The 18,230-nt window shown below is 74.0% G+C and carries 16 protein-coding genes; 5 read left to right on the forward strand and 11 right to left on the reverse strand.

All coding sequences use genetic code 11. From position 1 onward, the window contains the following. Positions 1 to 123 precede the first annotated feature (123 nt). Positions 124 to 699, reverse strand: a complete 576-nt coding sequence (locus tag ACLJWH_RS39575) for an HNH endonuclease (protein ID WP_411146697.1) — start codon at positions 697 to 699, stop codon at positions 124 to 126. 267 nt (positions 700 to 966) lie between these two features. Between ACLJWH_RS39575 and ACLJWH_RS39580 the strand changes: the two genes are divergently transcribed. Then, positions 967 to 1,434 carry a hypothetical protein gene (locus ACLJWH_RS39580; protein WP_411146664.1) on the forward strand — a complete coding sequence of 156 codons (468 nt, stop codon included), beginning with the start codon at positions 967 to 969 and terminating at the stop codon, positions 1,432 to 1,434. A 118-nt stretch (positions 1,435 to 1,552) separates the two neighbouring features. Here the strand turns inward: ACLJWH_RS39580 and ACLJWH_RS39585 are convergent, their stop codons facing one another. Continuing rightward, entirely contained in the window at positions 1,553 to 2,983 is a 1,431-nt protein-coding gene (locus ACLJWH_RS39585) for an amino acid permease (RefSeq protein WP_411146665.1), read from the reverse strand. Positions 2,984 to 3,219: 236 nt separating this feature from the next. On the opposite strand from ACLJWH_RS39585, the gene ACLJWH_RS39590 reads away from it, so the two are divergent. Continuing rightward, a complete protein-coding gene (locus tag ACLJWH_RS39590; RefSeq protein WP_411146666.1) occupies positions 3,220 to 3,438 on the forward strand; it encodes a dodecin in 219 nt (72 codons plus the stop codon). A gap of 78 nt (positions 3,439 to 3,516) precedes the next feature. Here the strand turns inward: ACLJWH_RS39590 and ACLJWH_RS39595 are convergent, their stop codons facing one another. Next, the gene (locus tag ACLJWH_RS39595) at positions 3,517 to 3,978 is read right to left on the reverse strand and encodes a universal stress protein (protein ID WP_411146667.1); all 462 of its coding nucleotides are present in this window, start codon (positions 3,976 to 3,978) and stop codon (positions 3,517 to 3,519) included. A 114-nt stretch (positions 3,979 to 4,092) separates the two neighbouring features. After that, positions 4,093 to 4,803, reverse strand: a complete 711-nt coding sequence (locus tag ACLJWH_RS39600) for a PAS domain-containing protein (protein ID WP_411146668.1) — start codon at positions 4,801 to 4,803, stop codon at positions 4,093 to 4,095. Between the two features lie 104 nt (positions 4,804 to 4,907). Between ACLJWH_RS39600 and ACLJWH_RS39605 the strand changes: the two genes are divergently transcribed. Together ACLJWH_RS39605 and ACLJWH_RS39610 are read left to right on the forward strand one after the other, a co-directional pair. Further along, a complete protein-coding gene (locus ACLJWH_RS39605; protein ID WP_411146669.1) occupies positions 4,908 to 8,084 on the forward strand; it encodes a bifunctional cytochrome P450/NADPH--P450 reductase in 3,177 nt (1,058 codons plus the stop codon). Positions 8,085 to 8,209: 125 nt separating this feature from the next. Next, positions 8,210 to 9,391 (forward strand): FAD-dependent monooxygenase, encoded by a 1,182-nt coding sequence (locus ACLJWH_RS39610; RefSeq protein WP_411146670.1) that lies wholly within the window; start codon positions 8,210 to 8,212, stop codon positions 9,389 to 9,391. On the opposite strand, the gene ACLJWH_RS39615 is transcribed toward ACLJWH_RS39610, so the two are convergent. Next, positions 9,373 to 9,999: a DUF2165 domain-containing protein gene (locus ACLJWH_RS39615; RefSeq protein ID WP_411146671.1), complete on the reverse strand. Its 627-nt coding sequence runs from the start codon at positions 9,997 to 9,999 to the stop codon at positions 9,373 to 9,375. The two genes, ACLJWH_RS39610 and ACLJWH_RS39615, sit on opposite strands and share 19 nt — an antisense overlap. 120 nt (positions 10,000 to 10,119) lie before the next feature. Between ACLJWH_RS39615 and ACLJWH_RS39620 the strand changes: the two genes are divergently transcribed. Then, positions 10,120 to 11,163: a phosphatidylinositol-specific phospholipase C domain-containing protein gene (locus ACLJWH_RS39620; RefSeq protein ID WP_411146672.1), complete on the forward strand. Its 1,044-nt coding sequence runs from the start codon at positions 10,120 to 10,122 to the stop codon at positions 11,161 to 11,163. Between the two features lie 28 nt (positions 11,164 to 11,191). Here ACLJWH_RS39620 and ACLJWH_RS39625 read toward each other — a convergent pair whose 3' ends face one another. From ACLJWH_RS39625 to egtA, 6 genes are all read right to left on the reverse strand, one after another. After that, on the reverse strand, positions 11,192 to 12,226 hold the full coding sequence (locus ACLJWH_RS39625; RefSeq protein WP_411146673.1) for a trypsin-like serine peptidase: 1,035 nt from the start codon (positions 12,224 to 12,226) through the stop codon (positions 11,192 to 11,194). Between the two features lie 301 nt (positions 12,227 to 12,527). Next, on the reverse strand, positions 12,528 to 13,430 hold the full coding sequence (locus ACLJWH_RS39630; protein ID WP_411146674.1) for a phosphatidylinositol-specific phospholipase C domain-containing protein: 903 nt from the start codon (positions 13,428 to 13,430) through the stop codon (positions 12,528 to 12,530). A gap of 168 nt (positions 13,431 to 13,598) precedes the next feature. Then, positions 13,599 to 14,561: an L-histidine N(alpha)-methyltransferase gene (gene egtD / locus ACLJWH_RS39635; protein WP_411146675.1), complete on the reverse strand. Its 963-nt coding sequence runs from the start codon at positions 14,559 to 14,561 to the stop codon at positions 13,599 to 13,601. After that, positions 14,558 to 15,313 carry an ergothioneine biosynthesis protein EgtC gene (gene egtC, locus ACLJWH_RS39640; RefSeq protein ID WP_411146676.1) on the reverse strand — a complete coding sequence of 252 codons (756 nt, stop codon included), beginning with the start codon at positions 15,311 to 15,313 and terminating at the stop codon, positions 14,558 to 14,560. The genes egtD and egtC overlap by 4 nt, the downstream gene beginning before the upstream one ends. Positions 15,314 to 15,401: 88 nt before the next feature. Then, complete coding sequence (egtB, locus tag ACLJWH_RS39645) at positions 15,402 to 16,721, reverse strand: ergothioneine biosynthesis protein EgtB (RefSeq protein WP_411146677.1); 1,320 nt, start codon at positions 16,719 to 16,721, stop codon at positions 15,402 to 15,404. Then, positions 16,718 to 18,055, reverse strand: a complete 1,338-nt coding sequence (gene egtA / locus ACLJWH_RS39650; RefSeq protein ID WP_411146678.1) for an ergothioneine biosynthesis glutamate--cysteine ligase EgtA — start codon at positions 18,053 to 18,055, stop codon at positions 16,718 to 16,720. The genes egtB and egtA overlap by 4 nt, the downstream gene beginning before the upstream one ends. Positions 18,056 to 18,230: the final 175 nt, after the last annotated feature.

Genomic DNA, 18,230 nt, shown 5'->3' on the forward strand with positions numbered 1-18,230 from the left:
GCGAACCCTCGCCGATGGCAACAGGGGCCTGGCAATCTCCCACAGCCCATCCGGCACGATCCATCGCCACCGTCCACTCCCCATAGCCAGCCCAACGACCAACTGACCATGTAGGACACGGTCTTAGAACGGCGGAGCCATCACCCCGAAATCCTCGCGGGTCTTCAACGCGTGGCACCCGTGGCACAGCACCTGAACATTCCCGTCAACGTCCTCACCGCCGAGGGACAGCGGGCGCATGTGGTCAACGTCCATTGTGGATGCAGGGAAGTCGCGCAAGCCCCAGTCGCACCAGGCCGAGCCCCGTTCCTGCGCTCGCCGGCGGAGCCTGGCAGCAGCATCCCGGCGGAGCGCCCGTCGCCTGCTCCGTGCTTGTCGGGAACGGACCGAGGGGCGCCCCTCGTACGCCTGATGGTGCGTCTCGCAGCGGCCCCGATGCGTCGCGGGCACGGTGCAAGGGACCGGCACGGGGTGGGCGCCGAGGTGGAACAGCGGAGTGGCGGTCGCACGGAAGGTGAGCGCGGGCACGATCGCCTTGTCCCGCGGACCGATGCCGCCGCGGTGTACACGGAGTGCAGCGCGGCGGAGCCGGTGCAGGTCGTCACGTGGGCCGGTGCGGGGCGTCACGGTGTGCCGGGCGCCGGGGTGCGAGGCGAGCGCGTCCTCCGGCTCGGCGGCGACGCCGGGGCGGTCCGGAATCGGGGACGGGTGTGCGGATTCACGGCCCGGTGTGTGCGAGGCGGTCGAACGGTGGGTGGAATTGGCGCGAACACGTCAAAAATCTTGAGGTGTCTGCCTTGCTCTCTTCGGGGGTGCGTGTCTCAATGGGCAGCAATTCAGGTCGCTGACCACCCATCAGATCCGGTGGTCGGCACGGGGCCCGAACCGCGGTCCCCGCGTGGCCGCCTGCCGCACCGTCTCTCCGACGGCCACGGGCCTGTCCCCCCACCAGAAGGCGGAACCCTCATGAGACACGGCAAGCTCGGAATCGGCACGGCACTGGGCGTCGGAGTGGCCCTCGCGGGCACCCTCGCGATGGCGCCGGCCGCGGTCGCGGTGACGCCGACAACCGCCACCATCACGTTCGACTGCGGTCTGTACGGCTCCGGTACGGCGACGCTCACGGCGAGCCAGGACGGGACGGCCGCGACCATCAGCCTGTCCACGTCGGCGATCACCGCGCCCATCGACGTCGGGGCGAACTCGGTCAGCTCCAAGCTCACCCTCACCAACAACGGCTCCGGGACGACGGTGTTCAGCGGCAACTCCAACCCGGCGATCCCGTCCGGCAGCGCGGTCTCCACCGGTCCGCTCAGCGGTACGGTCGCCGCGGGCGACAGCCTGACGGCGAAGTCGCTTCAGGTCGTGGTGTTCGGCGTGACGGCCACCTGTAACGCCACCTCCGCGCAGTCCCCGGGCCCGTTCGTGTTCTGACGGCCGGCGGGGCGGCCGCGGTGCGGGGCCGTACGGCCGTACGGCCCCGCACCGCACCGGCCGGACCGGGCGGCGCGGACAGGGTTCCCGGTGCGGCCCGGCCGAGCCGGTACGGCCGTCAGGACCCGTCGCCCGCCCGGTCCGGTCTCGCCAGTTCGGAGCGGCGGTAGGAGTACGTGAAGTAGACGACCAGGCCGATCAGGAACCACACGGCGAACCGCACCCAGGTCTGCCACGCCAGGAAGGTGATCAGCCAGAGCGAGAAGACGACGCCGATCGCCGGCACCACCGGCATCCCCGGCGTCCGGAACGTCCGCGGCAGGTCAGGGCGCTTGTAGCGGAGCACGATCACCGAGATGCAGACCACCACGAACGCGAGCAGGATGCCGATATTGGTCAGCTCGGCGGCCTCCCCGATCGGCAGGAAGCCCGCGATGGCCGCCGACGCGACACCGACGATCCAGGTCACCCGGGTCGGCACCTGATGCCGGACGCTCGTCTTGGCGAACCACTTCGGCAGCAGTCCGTCCCGGCTCATCGAGAAGAACACCCGGGTCACCCCGAGCATGAACGTGAACATGACGGTCAGGATGCCGATGATCGCGCCGACCGCGATGACATCCGCCAGCCGGTCCAGGCCCACCGACTTGAACGCCGTCGAGAAACCGCTCTCCGGGTTGATGTCCCGGTAGTTCTGCATACCCGTCAGGACCAGACAGGCCAGGACGTAGAGCACCATCGAGATCGCCAGCGAATACATGATCGCTTTCGGCATATGGCGCCGGGCGTCCCGGGACTCCTCGGCCGCGGTGCTCATCGCGTCATAGCCGAAGACCGCGAAGAAAACCGTCGCCGCACCGGTGAACGCGCCACCGACCCCGAACGGGAAGAAGGGGTGGTAGTTCCCGGTGTCGATGTGGAAGAAGCCGACGCCGATCACCACCAGCACCACCAGGACCTTCAGGCCCACCACGATCGTCTCGAAGCGCGCGGCGTTCTTGATGCCCAGGGTCAGCAGGTAGGCGATCAGCAGGCAGAGCGCCGCCGCGAAGAGGTCCACCCGGTGCCCGGGGCCGGTGCCCGGCGCGCCCAGCAGCCACGCGGGCAACTGGAGCCCCATCTCGCCGAGCAGAAAACTGAAGTAGCCGGAGATGCCGATCGCCACCACCGCGACGATCGCGGTGTACTCCAGCAGCAGATCCCAGCCGATGAACCAGCCGGCCAGCTCGCCGAGCACCGCGTACCCATAGGTGTAGGCCGACCCCGCCTTCGGGATCAGCCCGGCGAATTCGGCGTACGAGAAGGCGGCCGCCGCGCTCGCCACGCCCGCGATGAGAAAGGACAGCAGGACCGCGGGCCCGGCCTTCCCGTTCGCGACCGTCCCGGCCAGTGTGAAGATGCCCGCTCCGATGATGCCGCCGACACCGATGGCCGTCAGCTGCCACAGGCCCAGGACCCGGGTCAGCCGCGGGCCCGCGCCGCCCTCGGTCTCCTCGATGTGCTCGATCGGTTTACGGCGCCATACGCCCTGTCCCGCGCGCAGCCCCATGCGTGATCCCTCCGTACCCTCCGGCGTGGTCCGACGGCGGCTCATCATGGTCCCTCGGCCGCGTCCGAGGAAGGCGCTGCGCCGGGTCCGCGTCGCGCGCCGCCGGCCCCGGGGGCGGGCGGTGGCCCCGGGGCCGCGTCCGGACGCGGTTTCGCGGGTCGCGCGGGGTGTCGTTGTGAGGCACCGTAGGGAGAAGGGGGTGCCCCGGCCGGTCCCACTGACGCAGGAGACCCTGTATGTCGAACCACACGTACCGAGTGACAGAGATCGTCGGAACGTCTCAGGAGAGCGTGGACGATGCGATCCGGCGCGGGGTCAGCCGCGCGACACAGACGCTCAGGGGCCTGGACTGGTTCGAGGTCACACAGGTCCGCGGGCACCTGGTGGACGGCCGCATCGGCCACTATCAAGTCGGGCTGAAGGTCGGCTTCCGGCTGGAGGAAGGGAAGTCCTGAGGCCGCCGCCGGGTACGGACGCAGGGGGCGCGCCCAGGGCGGCCGGCGGCCCCCCGCACCGGCGCGGGCCCGGCCCCGTTACGGGACGACGGTCACCGGCCAGCGCCCCGCCTTGACCAGACGGACCGCGACCGAACCCATGATGCGGTGCCCGGCCGACTCCGAGGCGCCGACCACCACCGCGTCGGCCGTCAGCTCGTCGGCCATCTGGACCATGCCGTTGTACGGATCGCCCCGCAGTGTGTGGAACTCCCAGCGCACGTCGTATATCCCCTGGAGCCGCTCCGTCGCCTTGCGGATCTCGGTCATCAGCTCCTCGGCCACCTCGCTGGTCGCGTCCACGACCGGGGCGCCCATCGCCGCACCGGCCGGCAGCACCGGCTGGACGTAGACCAGGACGAGCTTCGACGCCTGGCGCCTGGCCAGGCCGGCCGCGTACGCGGCGGCGCGCCACGACGAGTCCGAGCCGTCGATGCCGACGACGATGACCTTCGGGCCGTCCGTTCCGCGCTCGAAAGGCGCGGGCGTGTTCTGCTCCACACCAGGGAGGTTATCCGTACGCACGTGCTGGATGCCCCCCGGGCCGCGCGGGCGTGCGCCGTGGGGCGCTCGGGCGCGGGCCGCCGGGGTGTGCCGCCACCGGGACGACCCGGTCTAGGCCGGGGCCGGCGGCCAGCTGTCCGGGGACAGCACGCCCAGTACGTACGCGCGGGCGACCAGCGCGGTGCGGCCCTGCACCCGCCAGCGGCGGGCGAGCCGGGTGAGGTGGTAGTTGACGCCGTCCACCGTCAGCCCGAGGGCGCCGCCGATCGCCGACGTGGTGGCGCCGCCGGCCGCCATCGCCAGAATCCGGGCCTCCACGGGGCTCACCGTGGCGCGCGGCGCCGGCGACGGGGGAGCGGCGTCACGGACCCGCAGTAACGCCAGCAGCGCGGGCGGCCGGTTCGACGGGTCGCCGACCGGATCGATCGTCAGCTCCCCTTCCCGTTCGTCGCCGTGGCCCCCGCTCCGCCAGCGCACCTCCACCGGATAGCGCGACCGGTGGCCCAGCCGCAGCGCCTCGGTCAGCCGGTGCAGCTGGGCCCGTGCCCGTGGGCGGAACAGGTCCAGCAGATTGCGGCCGCGCAACTGGCCGGCGACCGTACCCCACTGCGCGGCCATCGCCGGATTGGCGATCAGCACCTCGCCGTCGGCCCGGCACACCGCGATCGGGGTGGGGATCCGGTCCAGCAGGATCAGGAAGTAGTTGTGCCAGGCGCCGTCCGGTTGCAGGCCGAACTCGTCCAGCGGACCCCGCGCGGCGGGTGTCCCCGGGGCGGGGGGCGCGCCCTCGTCCGCCGTGCCGCCGTCCGCCCCGTCGCGCATGTTCCCTCCCCGGCCCGCCCGCAAGAGCGGACAGCGAAAAACCACTGCACAATCATGCAGTTGCCGCGGCGGGCGGGGCACACCGGGCCGGTCACGCTGGAGACATGACCGACACCATCGCGCTCCCCGCGGACGAACGCGCCGCCGACGGCATCCCGGTCGCCGACATCTCGGCGACGGGTCTCTCCACCACACCCATCCAGCAGGCCATGGACCTCGCCCGGATCCACGGACCGGTCTTCCGGCGCCGGTTCGGCCACCGCGAGACGCTCTTCGTCTCCTCGCTGGACCTGGTCACCGAGGTCGCCGACGAGCAGCGGTTCGCCAAGGGCGTGCCGGCCGTGCTGGAGTACGTCCGGGAGTTCGCCGGGGACGGGCTGTTCACCGCCTACAACGACGAGCCGAACTGGGCCAGGGCGCACGCGGTCCTGATGCCCGCCTTCGCGCTCGGCTCGATGCGTACGTACCACCCGACGATGCTGAAGGTCGCCCGCCGGGTCATGGCGAGCTGGGACCGGCGGGCGGCCGACGGTACGGCCGTCGAGGTCGCGGACGACATGACCCGGATGACGCTGGACACCATCGGGCTCGCCGGATTCGGCTTCGACTTCGAGTCGTTCGCCCGCGAGAGCGCGCACCCCTTCGTCGAGTCGATGGTGCGCTGCCTCGAAGGGAGCATGCAGAAGTTCGGCCGCGATCCCGACGCCGACCACACGGCGAAGGACGCGGCGTTCCGGGCCGACGCGGACTACCTGGCCTCCGTGGTCGACGAGGTGATCGGCGCCCGGACCGCGAGCGGCGAGACGCGCGCGGACGATCTGCTGGGGCTGATGCTCGGCGCCCGCGCGCAGGACGGCGGCGCCGCGGACGGCGGCCCCACCCTCGACCTGGCGAACATCCGCAACCAGGTCATCACCTTTCTGATCGCCGGGCACGAGACCACCTCGGGCGCGCTCTCCTTCGCGCTGTACCACCTGCTCAAGGACCCGGCCGCGCTGCGCATGGCACAGCGTGAGGCCGACGCGCTGTGGGGCGACGCGGCGGACCCCGACCCGTCCTTCGAGGACATCGGCCGGCTGCCGTTCACCCGGCAGGTCCTCAACGAGGCGCTCCGGCTGTGGCCCACGGCCGCCACCTTCAGTCGCCAGGCGCGCGCGGACACCCTGCTCGGCGGCCGCTGTCCGGTGCGGGCCGGGCAGTTGGTCACGGTGCTCACGCCGATGCTGCACCGCGATCCGGTCTGGGGCGACAACCCCGAGCTGTTCGACCCGGCCCGGTTCGGCCCGGAGGCTGAGGCGGCCCGCTCGCCGCATGCGTACAAACCGTTCGGCACCGGTGAACGGGCCTGTATCGGGCGGCAGTTCGCGCTGCACGAGGCGACCATGCTGCTCGCGCTGCTGGTGCACCGCTACCGCCTGATCGACCACGCCGACTACCGGCTGCGCATCAAGGAGACGCTCACCCTCAAGCCCGACGGGTTCACGCTCACCCTGGCCCGGCGCGGCCCGGCGGACCGGGCCGCGGTCCGCGCCGCCCCGGCCGTACTCCCCGGCGGCGCCGCGACCGTCGGCGACACCGCGGACGAAGGCGGTCTGCCGGCCCGCGTCCCGCAGGGCACCGGCCTGCTGCTGGTGCACGGCAGCAACTACGGGACCTGCCGCGAGTTCGCCGAGCGGCTCGCCGACGGGGCCACCGGCCTGGGCTTCGCCGCCGAGGTGGCGCCGCTGGACGCGTACGCGGACGGGCTGCCCGCCGACCGGCCCGTCGTCATCGTCGCCGCCTCCTACAACGGGCAGCCCACCGACGACGCGGCCGCCTTCGTGCGCCGGCTGGCCACCGCGCCGGAGGGCGCCGCGGCGGGCGTGCCGTACGCCGTCCTGGGCGTCGGCGACCGCAACTGGACCGCGACCTACCAGCAGATACCGACCCTGCTGGACGAGCGGCTGGCCGCGCTCGGCGGAGAGCGCCTGCTGCCGCGCGCCGAGGCCGACGCCTCCGGCGATCTCACCGGCACCGTCAAGGAGTTCGCCGCCGCGCTCCGCACCGAACTGCTGACCCGCTACGGCGACCCGGCGAGCGTCGGCGCGAGCGCCCCGGCCGACGCGGACACCGGCTACACCGTGACCGAGATCAGCGGCGGACCGCTGGACGCGCTCGCCGCCCGCCACGACCTCGTCGCGATGACCGTCACCGAGGCCCACGACCTCACCGCGCCGCGGTGGCCGCGGCCCAAGCGGTTCCTGCGGATCGCGCTGCCCGACGGCGTGACCTACCGCACCGCTGACCACCTCGCCGTGCTGCCGGTCAACGCGCCGGCCGCCGTCGAGCGGGCCGCCCGCGCCCTCGGCGTCGCCCTCGACACCGTCCTCGCGCTGCACACCCGCCGCCCCGGCCGGGACGCCCTCCCGGTGGACCGGCCGCTGACCGTACGCGAACTCCTCACCCACCACCTGGAGCTGGGCGCCCGCCCGGCCCCCGGACAGGTCGCCCTGCTCGCCGCGGCCAACCCCTGCCCGCCGGAGCGCGCGGCCCTGGAAGCCCTCCCCGAGGACGATCCGCGCACCCTGCTCGACCTCGTCGCGGCCCATCCGGCGCTGGCCGGCGCGCTGACCTGGCCGGTGATCCTGGAACTGCTGCCGCCGCTGCGCATCCGGCACTACTCCCTGTCGTCCTCGCCCGCCACCGACCCCCGGCACGCCGATCTGATGGTCGCGCTGAAGCCCCGCGGCACCGGCTCGGGGTATCTGCACGGGCTGCGGCCCGGCGACACCGTCCTGGCCCGCGTACAGCCCTGCCGTGAGGCGTTCCGGCTCGACCCCGCCGACCCCACCCCGCTGATCATGGTCGCCGCCGGTACCGGTCTCGCGCCCTTCCGCGGCGCCGTCGCCGACCGCCTCGCCGCGGGCCGGAGCGGACCCGCCCGGCTCTACTTCGGCTGCGACGACCCCGACGCGGACTTCCTGCACGCCGCGGAGCTCGCCGCTGCCCAGGAGGCCGGTGCCCTCTCCCTGCGGCCCGTCTTCAGCGCCCGCCCCGAGCACGGGCACCGCTACGTCCAGCACCGCATCGCCGCCGAGGCCGACCAGGTGTGGGAGCTGCTGCAAGCCGGTGCGCGGGTCCATGTCTGCGGCGACGGCAGCCGGATGGCGCCCGGCGTCCGGGCCGCCTTCCGGGCGCTGCACGGCGAGCGCACCGGCGCCTCGGCGCAGGAGTCCGCAACATGGCTGCGCGAGCTGACCGCCGCCGGCCGCTATGTCGAGGACGTCTACGCGGCGGGCTGAGGCCGCCCGGGTTCCGGCGGGTGCGGGTCTGGATCTCCGTGCCCGCCGGGGCCAAGGTGGCAGTGCGGCCAACGGGGCCGCACCGCCCGGCGGCGAGGCCGGCGGCCCGACCGGGGGGAGACGGTATGACCAAAGCCCTGATCATCGGAGGCGGCACAGCGGGGGCGGTGACCGCGATGGCCCTGCACAAGGCGGGCATCGACGCGGAGATCTTCGAGGCGTACCCCACCGGCGCGGACGACGTCGGCGCCTTCCTCGTCGTCTTCGCCAACGGCCTCGAAGCGCTGCGGGTGATCGACGCGCACGGCCCGGTGGCGGCGGACTCCTTCCCCGCCCAGCGGGTCCGCGTCCTGGACGACCACGGCGAGCGGCTGGGGGAGCGCCCCATCGCGGGCACCGAACAGGGCACCGGCCTCGGGCCGCGCACCCTGCGGCGCGCCACGCTCTACCGGGTGCTGCACGCCGAGGCGGCCCGGCGCGGTATCGCCGTCCGGCACGGCAAGCGGCTGACCGGCGCCGAGACCGTGCACACCGCGCACGGCACCAAGGTGGTGGCGGCCTTCGCCGACGGCAGCCGCGCCGAGGGCGATCTGCTGATCGGCGCGGACGGCCTGCACTCCGTCACCCGCGGCCTCATCGACCCGGCCGCGCCGCGCCCCCGCTACACCGGCCGGAACACCGTCTGCGGATACACCCGTGACACCGAGGCGCCGCTCGCCCCGGACGCCTACACCATGATCTTCGGCAAGCGGGCGTTCTTCGGCTGCACCCGTGCCCCCGACGGCGAGATCTGGTGGTTCGCGAACGTCCCGGGCACCGAGCGGGACGGGGCCGCGCCGGCCGCCGTCCCCGCCGCCGAATGGCGCCGCCGGACCGCCGCCCTCTTCGCGGACGACGACACCCCGGCCGCCGGCCTGGTCCGCGCCACCGACCGCGTCGTCGCCTCCGGTGCCTACGACCTCGCCGCCACCCCCACCTGGTACACCGACACCATGGTCATCCTCGGCGACGCCGCGCACGCGGCCGCGCCCAACGCCGCCCAGGGCGCCTCGATGGCGATCGAGGACGCCCTCGTCCTCGCCATCTGCCTGCGCGACCGGCCGGATCCGCGCAGCGCCTTCGCCGCCTACGAGGAACTGCGCCGGGAGCGGGTGGAGAAGGTCGTCGCGGCCAGCGCCGGGATGGCCGCGGTCGCCGCGCCGGGGCCGGGCGGCCGCCCGGCGCGCCCGAAGCCGCCCGAGCGCCGCACGGCGGACGGCAGCGCGGGCGCCGACAACTGGCTGACGGGCTACCGCATCACGTGGTGAGAAGGCGGCTCGGCGGGGGGCCCGCCGAGCCGCCGGTCCGGGTCCGGCAGATGGACGACCAGCAGCGCGATCCCGGCGACGGTGAGGTTCCGGGTCGCCGCGTCCAGCCCGTTCCACTGCTTGGACTGCCACATCGCGAACCACTCGCCGCCGACCGCCAGGAACCCCGCCCCGAACAGCAGCAGCACCATCAGCAGCCCGGCGGTGGCCGTCCGCCGGGCCCGGCCGGTGCCGCCGCCGCGCAGTGCGCCGCACCACCGCACGGTGGCCACGCCCAGCACCACCGCGGCCACCGTCTCCCAGGCGATGACCGCCACGTACGCGGCGTCCTGAAGGGCGGGTGAGGTGACGGCCCGCCACATCAGGTGCGGGTCCCGGAACGTGGTGTCCATGGCCAGCACATGGCGGACGAACTCCCGGTTGGTGCCGAAGTCGGTGAGGTTGCCGAAGGCGATCAGTGCCATGGTGAGCGCGACCGTCCCCGTGAGCACGGCCGCCGCGAGCGGCAGCGCCCGGGACGCCGCCCCGGAGGCCGTCCGCCCTTCCGGGTGCGGACCGCCGCCCCGTCCGTCCGGCTGCCTGCCCGATTCCGGTCTCTCCACGCCCATGCGCCGTTCCTCTCTTGATCCACTCTGCGGGCAACTCCCGTACGCTGCTGCCCACTCGGCCGGCGCGCGAACCGACGCGGGACCGGCCGGCCACGGAACAACCAGGGGAGAGCGGGGCACATGAGCGGAATACGGAGCGTGGGGACGGTCGCCGTCGCGGCGGCGGCGATGATGGCGGTGACCGCACCCGCGAGCGCCGAGCCGGCCGGTCCGGCCGGTCCGGCCTACGACGCCGCCACGTCGGTGGGTGTCCACAACGCCTACGAGAAGGGCAAGTACCCCTATCTCGCGGACGCGCTGGACTCCGGCGCCGCACTGGTCGAACTCGACGTCTGGACCAACGGCCTCGGCTCGTCCTGGCGGATATCGCACAGCAACCCGTTCGGGAACAACAGCAACTGCGTGAACGCCTCGACCGCGTCGGAACTGCGCACCAACAAGCGCGACCAGGGCCTCGGCGGCTGCCTCGCCGATATGAAGGCATGGCACGACGCCCACCCCGGCCACCGCCCCATCGTCGTCAAGGTCGAGATGAAGGACGGATTCAACGCCAAGGGCGGCCGCGGGCCCGCCGAGTTCGACGCGCTGGTACGCGGGAAGCTGGGCGACGCGGTCTACGGCCCCGGCGACCTGACCGCGGGACACACCACACCGGACGAGGCGGCACGGGCCGGCGGCTGGCCCACGCGCGCCCAACTCGCCGGCAAGTTCCTGTTCGAGCTGATCCCGGGCACCGTCGAGGAGCACAACCCGTTCGACGATCTGTGGACCGACGTGGAGTACGCCACCCACCTCAAGGAGCTCGCGGCGCGGGGCCGGCTGGCGGGGGCGACGGCCTTCCCCGCGGTGCACGGCGCGGCCGCCGGCGACCCCCGCGAGCGCTACGCCGACCCGGCCCTGCGCCCCTGGTTCGTGGTCTTCGACGGGGACGCGGCGACCTATCTGAACGGCGGTATCGACACCGCCTGGTACGACGCCCGCCACTACCTGCTGATCATGACGGACGCGCAGAACGTCCCGCCGGTCATCGACGGCACCCGGCCGACCGAGGCCCAGGCGCTGGCCCGGGTCGCCCAACTCGCCGCCGCGCACGCCAGTTTCGTCACCGCCGACTGGTATCCGCTGCCGTCCGTCCTCAAGACCGTGCTGCCGCGCGGCGCCTGAGGGGCAGCCGGCGGGGCGGCCCGCCCGGCTACCCGGTGGCGCGCCGGTAGAGCGCGGCGATGTCCGCGCCGAACCTGCTGCTGTAGGACGTGGTGTCGTCGCCGCCCCCGTCCAGCCCGCCGATCACCCCGATCAGCGAGCCGGTGCCGGTGGTCCGGTCGAGGTCGGTGAGCATCGGCCCGCCACTGGTCCCGTTCGGGAATCCCGCGCAGGCGAACCGGAGCTGGGTCGGGCTCTGGGCGTCCGCGGTGTGCCGGCAGCCGACCGGCTGTTCCAGGTCGTTGGGGTAGCCGGTCAGCTGCGCCGGGCGGCCGGCCGGCGCGTCGAACCGGATCCGTTCGGCGCCGGTGACGTCCTGGATCCGGGCGCGCGCCCCGCCCGCCGCGCGGACCCGGAGGAACGCCACGTCGTAGTCCGGATCGCGGTCGTTGACCCAGCGCGGATCGATATCGATCCGGGTGGGCACCCACAGGCCGTACGGCACGACGCCGTCGTGGTAGCCGGGCGCGAACACCAGCCGGGTGCGGAAGCCGCCGTCGTGGACGCAGTGCGCGGCGGTGACGACGAGGTCCCCCGCCGGGGAGTCCACCACGCTCGCGGTGCAGTGGTGCGGGGCGTCGCCGTCGTCGCCGGGGGCGAAGAGCGCGCCGATCGGCGGTGCGGGGGCGGTCGGCGTCGCCATCAGCGGACGGGACGCCGGCAGCGGGGCGGGCGTACCGGAGCGGGACACCGCCACCGGCGGGCCCGGCCGTTCCGTGTACGGTCCGGCGCGCACCGCGGCGGCGGCCGCGTCACCGTCCGCCGGCCGCGCGGTGTAGATGCCCCGGACGGTGTCCCCGTTCGCCAGGAACTCCTCGTACGCCAGGGTCCGTACCACGAGCAGCACGCCGCCCGAGACCGCCGTCACGAGCGCGAGGGCGAGCACGGTGCGCAGCGGGCGCCCGGCGCGCTCGTGCCAGGGGCCGGCCGGCCGGGTACCGGGCGACGGCCGGTCCGCGGCCGGGGCCCCGGCCGCGCCGCGCTCGTGCTCCATGGGGGCGGGCTCACGCTCGCTCGTATCCACCAGCCGCCGCCCTCGCCGCATCAGTCGGCGCAGGCCCGTCGGACGGCCGGGGCGGCACCAGAGTCGGATATTCCTTTTATTCTGATGCATTGTGGTGCATAAGGGGTTGGCCGGCGGCTGCTGCCGCGGCGGAGCGCGGGACCGGGCACGGGCGCCGGTCCGCCGTCCGGACCGGTCCTGCGGCCCCGTGCCCCCGGTCACCCCCGGGAGCCGGCCGGTCCGGCGGCCTCGGTGTACCTGCCGATGCCACCCGGTCGGCCGATCGCCCGGCCGGTCCAACGGCCCGGCCCTGGTGCGCTCCCTATGCCGCCAGGTTGTGCCGGATCAGCGTCTCGGCCAGACCGAACTCGTTGGGGAAGTCCATCGGGACGATGCCAAGGCCCGTCCAGCCGCTCGCCCCCGAACCCTCCAGCAGGCTCTTGACCTGAGGGTTGAGCCGGTCGGCGTTGGAGCGGGGCGGCAGCAGGGCGGCGGTGCTGACGTAGTTGACGAACAGCTTGCCGGGCTGCGCGACGGCCTTGCGGAACTGCGCCTCGATCTTCGGGTACTTCCCGAACGGCTCGGTCATGTAGTCGTCCTGGATGTCGAAGAGCTCCGGATCGGCGTACCGGACGCCGCCCAGCCCGTCGGAATCCGCCAGCAGCACCACCTTGCCGCGGGCCTGACCCAGCGTCGGCAGACCGCCCTCCAGCCGGAACAGCGACCGGTAGCCCTTGTCGTCCAGATAGATGTCGAAGATCCGGCGGAACTCCTCGGCGGCGACCTCCGAGTACTCCTGCTTGACCCGCATCAGCACCGTTTCCGAGGGGTGCGCCCGCAGGAACGCCCGGCAGGCGTTGAGGACGTCACCGAACATCAGCTCCTGGTAGAAGGCGCCGTGGTGGATGGCGAAGACGCTCTCGATGGCCCGGCAGCGGACGTCCAGGAAGCGGATCCCGCTGTTGAGCTGGGCGTCGATGGCGGTGTTCTGACAGGCGACCCAGGGGCCGCCGATACGGGCGCCGGAGTCGTGGGTGCCGGGGATCGACAGCCGCTGTACGGGAGTGGCGTCGCCGAGCCCCGCCATCCAGTCCTGGACGGACAGGACGGCCGCCCCGCGCCCGGTGGCCCCCGCGGTGAACTGCCCGCTCCCCACGCCCGCCAGCACTCCCGCGGCCGACAGCACCGCCGCGCCCCGGAGGAAACTCCGTCGATCCAGCCCCATGCCGCAACCCCTGCCCCTCGTGTCGGCGCGCCGCACGGCTGCCCCGGTGCGAACACGTGATCGGAGCATCGAACCATACGAACGCCGGACACGGCACCCGGCCGCCGGACCACCGGGGCCCAGCGGCCGGGACCGGCCACACCAGGGGCCGTTATCGGCCGCCGCCGGTCAGTCGCGGAAGGCGAGCGACAGCGCGAAGCGGTCCGCGCCGTCCGTCCACCAGTGGGCCAACGTCAGCCCGGCGGCGGCGAGTTCGGCGCGTACGCCGGTCTCGCGGAACTTGGCGGAGACCTCCGTCCGCAGCTCCTCGCCCGCCGCGAAGGTGACCACCAGGTCCACGCCGGGGATCTTGACGGTCAGGTCCCTGCGGGCCCGCAGCCGCATCTCGATCCACTCGTTCCGGGTGTCCCACAGCGCGACATGGCCGAAGTCCGCCGGGTCGAAGTCGGCGCCCAGCTCCCGGTTGACGACCTGGAGGACGTTCTTGTCGAACGCGGCCGTCACACCCCGCGCGTCGTCATAGGCGGCGACGAGCGTGGCCTCGTCCTTGACCAGATCGGTGCCGAGCAGCAGGGCGTCGCCCGGGGAGAGCAGATCGCGCACGGCGCGCAGGAAGACGGACCGCTCCCGGGGCAGCAGATTGCCGATGGTGCCGCCGAGGAAGGCGAGCAGCCGCGGACCGGGCACTGCGGGCAGCGGGATGCCCTGCTGGAAGTCGGCGACCAGCGCGTGCACGGTGAGACCGGGGTACTCGGCGAGCAGCGCCTCGCCCGCGGCCGTCAGCGCGGACTCGCTGACGTCGACGGGCACGTAGGTGTGCAGCTCGGGCAGCGCGCCGATGAGATGGCGCGTCTTGTCGGACGAGCCGGAGCCCAGCTCGACGAGGGTGCGCGCGCCGGTGGCCGCGGCGATCCGGGCGGCGCGGCCGCGCAGGATCTCCCGTTCGGCGCGGGTGGGGTAGTACTCGGGCAGCGTGGTGATCTCCTCGAACAGCTCGCTGCCGCGGGCGTCGTAGAACCACTTGGGCGGCAGCTGCTTGGGCGTACGGGACAGCCCCTGGACGACGTCGGCGCGCAGTGCGGCCGTGGTGGCGTCGGCGGGGAGGGCACGGGTGATGCTGAGGGGGCTCACGTGGCGGGCTCCTTGAGCGGGGTGAGCTGGACGTCGGTGCCGGTGGCGCGGAGCAGAGTGCCGTTGGGGACCTCGGTCCAGTGGGGGGAGTCGTCGTACGGCTCGGAGGCGATCACGGTGCCACCGCCGGGCAGGGACCGCCGGAAGAGGGTGTCGCCCCAGGTGGTGGCGGCGATGGAGGTGCCGTCGGTGAGCAGCAGGTTGAGCCGGGAGACCGGTGCCGCCGCCGCCACGGCCGTCACGGTGGTGGCCAGCGCCGCGCCGGGGTCGTCACCGGTCGCCATCCGGTGCTGGACCAGCGCCCACAGGAACGCCGCGTCGCAGCGCGCCTCCATCCGCAGCAGCTCCACCGGCGGCAGCCCGGCCGCCAGGCCGGCGAGCGAACCGGGCCAGCCGCGCACCGCGCCGTTGTGGCTGAAGAGATACCGGCCGGCGGCGTACGGCGCGGCCGCCGCCTCGGCGTCCGCGCCCGCCTCGGTGGCGTCGCGTACGGCGGCCAGCAGCGCGCCGGTGCGCACCACCCGCGCCAGGTCGGGCAGCGATTCATCGGCCCAGATCGGCCCGGCCCTGCGGTAGCGGGCCGGCACCGGGTCGCCCGGCGCGTACCAGCCGACGCCGAAACCGTCCGCGTTGACCGTGCCGTGCGCCTGGTGGCGCGGCGCCCAGGACTGCCGGTACAGGCCGTCCGGCGGGTCCAGCACCACCTCGCCGAACGGTATCGCCGGCCCGATGTAAGCGATATGACGGCACATCAGCGCGCCGCCTCCCCCGGTGTGGTGCCGCGCTCCGCCCGGTGCGCGGCGGTGCGCCCCACCGGCCGGACCGGCGCGGCCGCGGGCCTCATGCGCCCGCCGCCGGACCGGCGTCCCGGGCGGTGCGGAACCCGGCGAAGATCTGCCGCCGTGCGGGCAGGTCCCAGTTGCGGAACGTGCCCCGGCAGGCGACCGGATCGACCGCGAACGACCCGCCGCGCAGCACCTTGTGCGCGGGGCCGAAGAAGACCTCCGAATACTCCCGGTAGGGGAACGCGGCGAAGCCCGGATACGGCAGGAAGTCGCTCGCCGTCCACTCCCACACATCGCCGATCAACTGCCGTATGCCCAGCGGCGACTGACCCTCCGGATAGCTGCCGACCGGGGCGGGCCGCAGATGCCGCTGGCCGAGGTTGGCGTGCGCCGGGGTCGGGTCCTCGTCGCCCCACGGGTAGCGCCGCGCCCGCCGGGCGGCCGGATCGTGCCGGGCGGCCTTCTCCCACTCGGCCTCCGTCGGCAGCCGCCGCCCTGCCCAGCGCGCGTACGCGTCCGCCTCGTACCAGCTCACATGGAGCACCGGCTCGTCCGGCGGCACCGGCTCGGTCACCCCGAACCGGCGGCGCAGCCACCGGCCGCCCTCCTGCCGCCAGAACAGCGGCGCGCGCAGCCCGTGCGCCCGTACCTGCGCCCAGCCCGCCCCGGTCCACCAGCGGGGGTCGTCGTAGCCGCCGTCCTCGATGAAGCGCTGGTAGGCGCCGTTGCTGACCGGTGTGGTGTCCAGCAGGAAGGCGGGCAGCAGCCGGCGGTGCGCGGGCCGCTCGTTGTCCAGCGCCCACGGCTCGGTGGAGGTGCCCATGGTGAACGGGCCGCCGGGGACCAGGACTTCGGCCGGCAGGATGCCGTCGGAGGTGACCGGCGGGTCGGGCGCGCCCAGCACGGCGGGACCACGGCGCAGCTGATGGGTGATGAGCATGGTCTCGTCGTGCTGCTGCTCATGCTGCGCGATCATGCCGAAGGCGAAGCCGGAGTCCAGCAGCGGATCGCCGCGCAGCGGGGTGCGCGCCAGGATGTCCAGCACCCGGCCCCGGACCTCACCGGCGTAGCCGTGGGCCTCGGCGGGCCCCAGCAGCGGCAGCGACGGCCGCGCGGCGCGCGGATGCGCGAAGGCGTCGTAGACGGAGTCGAGGTCCGGGCGCAGCGCGTCGCGGCCGCCCACGGTGCGCAGCAGCCACTGCTCCTCCTGGTTGCCGATGTGCGCCAGGTCCCACACCAGCGGGGACATCAGCGGGGAGTGCTGCGCGAGGAGATCCCCTTCCTCGACGCACGTGGTCAGCAGCCGGGTGCGGTCCCGGGCGGCGCGCAGCGCCACGGCCGCACGCTCCCGGAGCATCTCGGGATCGATGGTCACGGGCTGTCCTTCCCTGGGGTGAGGTCGTCGTCGGGTACGGTGCCCGCGGCGCGCGGGTGGTGCGGAGTGCCGGGGGCGGTGTCCGTCCCGGACAGGGCGTCGAGGTGGTCGTCGGCGGGGCAGCGGCCGCGCGCCACATACCGCTCGGTGAACTCCGCGACGGCGGCCTGCACGCCGGGGGAGCCGCCGAGCCGCGGCAGGGCCTCCTGCGCCGCCGCGAAGCAGGCCACCGCCGCGGCGTGCAGTTCGGGATCGGTCAGTGCGCCGCGGGCGGCCCGCCGCCACAGCGGATTGCGCGGCGCCGGACGCGTACCCGCCGTCTCCGCGAGGGGTTTGACGATGCGGTAGGCCCGCTCGGCGGCCTCCTGGTCGTCGAAGAGCGCGGCCGTCACGGCCAGCGGCACGATCCAGCCGCCGTCGCCCGCCTGCGCGTCGATCATGCGCAGCTCCAGATGGCCGCGCGGCCGGACCGGCGGGAAGAGCGTGGTGACGTGGTAGTCGAGATCCGCCCGGGTGGGGGGCCGGGGCACGCCCGTACGGACCCACTCACGGAAGGTGAGGCCCTCGGGAGCGTCCCAGGGCCCGTCCTCGGCGCGGATGCACATCACCGGGGCGTCCAGGGCGTAGCGGACCCAGGCGCCGCGCGGGTCCGGGCCCTGGGGCGGGGCGAGCGTACGGGCCGGATCGAGCTGGGACCAGATGACCTGGCGGGTGGTGCGGTAGCCCGTCGGACAGCCCTCGCTGAACGGCGAGTTGGCGAACGCGGCGGCCAGCACCGCGCCCAGCAGATGGGCCAGCAGCCAGCGGCGGCCGTGCCCGAGCGGCCCCGGCTCCTCGTACCCGGCGTCCACGCACACCTGCACGGACGCGGTGGCGGCCATCATCGACCGGCCGGCCCCGCCCCAGCGGTCGAAGTACGCCTCCATGGCGTTGTAGCGCGGCTCCGTCCGCACGCGGTGCGGGGGGTGCCACGGGTTGTGGCCGTGCCCGGCCAGGCTCAGCCCCCGGTCGAGCATGGCCGGACGCACCAGGGCGAGGTCGGCCGTCATGGCGTCGATACAGGAGGTGAGGGAGGTGGCGGGCAGCGAGCTGAGCTCCAGCTGGCCGCCGGGTTCGAAGGTGAGCAGGGAATTGAGGGGGAGCGCGCGCAGTGCGGTGGCCGCGGCGTGCAGCCGGGACGGTTCGACGGGACACCAGGGATCGCGCGCGTCGTGGACCAGCCATTCGATCTCGACACCGATGCGCCGCGGCGGGCCCGTCTTGAAACATATTCCGCGCAGGTGGGCTTCGAGTTCCGCTTCCGTCACCGCCGGCAGTGCGGGCTGTTCCTCCATCGGCTCCCTCTCCCCTCCCGGGTGGCGGCGAATGTGCCGTACTCCAGCTAAGCGGCTGCGGGGGCCGCGCTCAAGGGGACGTTTGTGCGGTGGACGCGGCGGACGGGCGTCCAGCGGGGGAGCGGGGAGAGGACCGGCCGGCCGGGCCGCGGCGCCGGGGCGGCCCCGGCGCCCG

Origin of the sequence: Streptomyces sp. x-80, assembly GCF_046549095.1 — a bacterium.
Classification (GTDB): domain Bacteria; phylum Actinomycetota; class Actinomycetes; order Streptomycetales; family Streptomycetaceae; genus Streptomyces; species Streptomyces celluloflavus.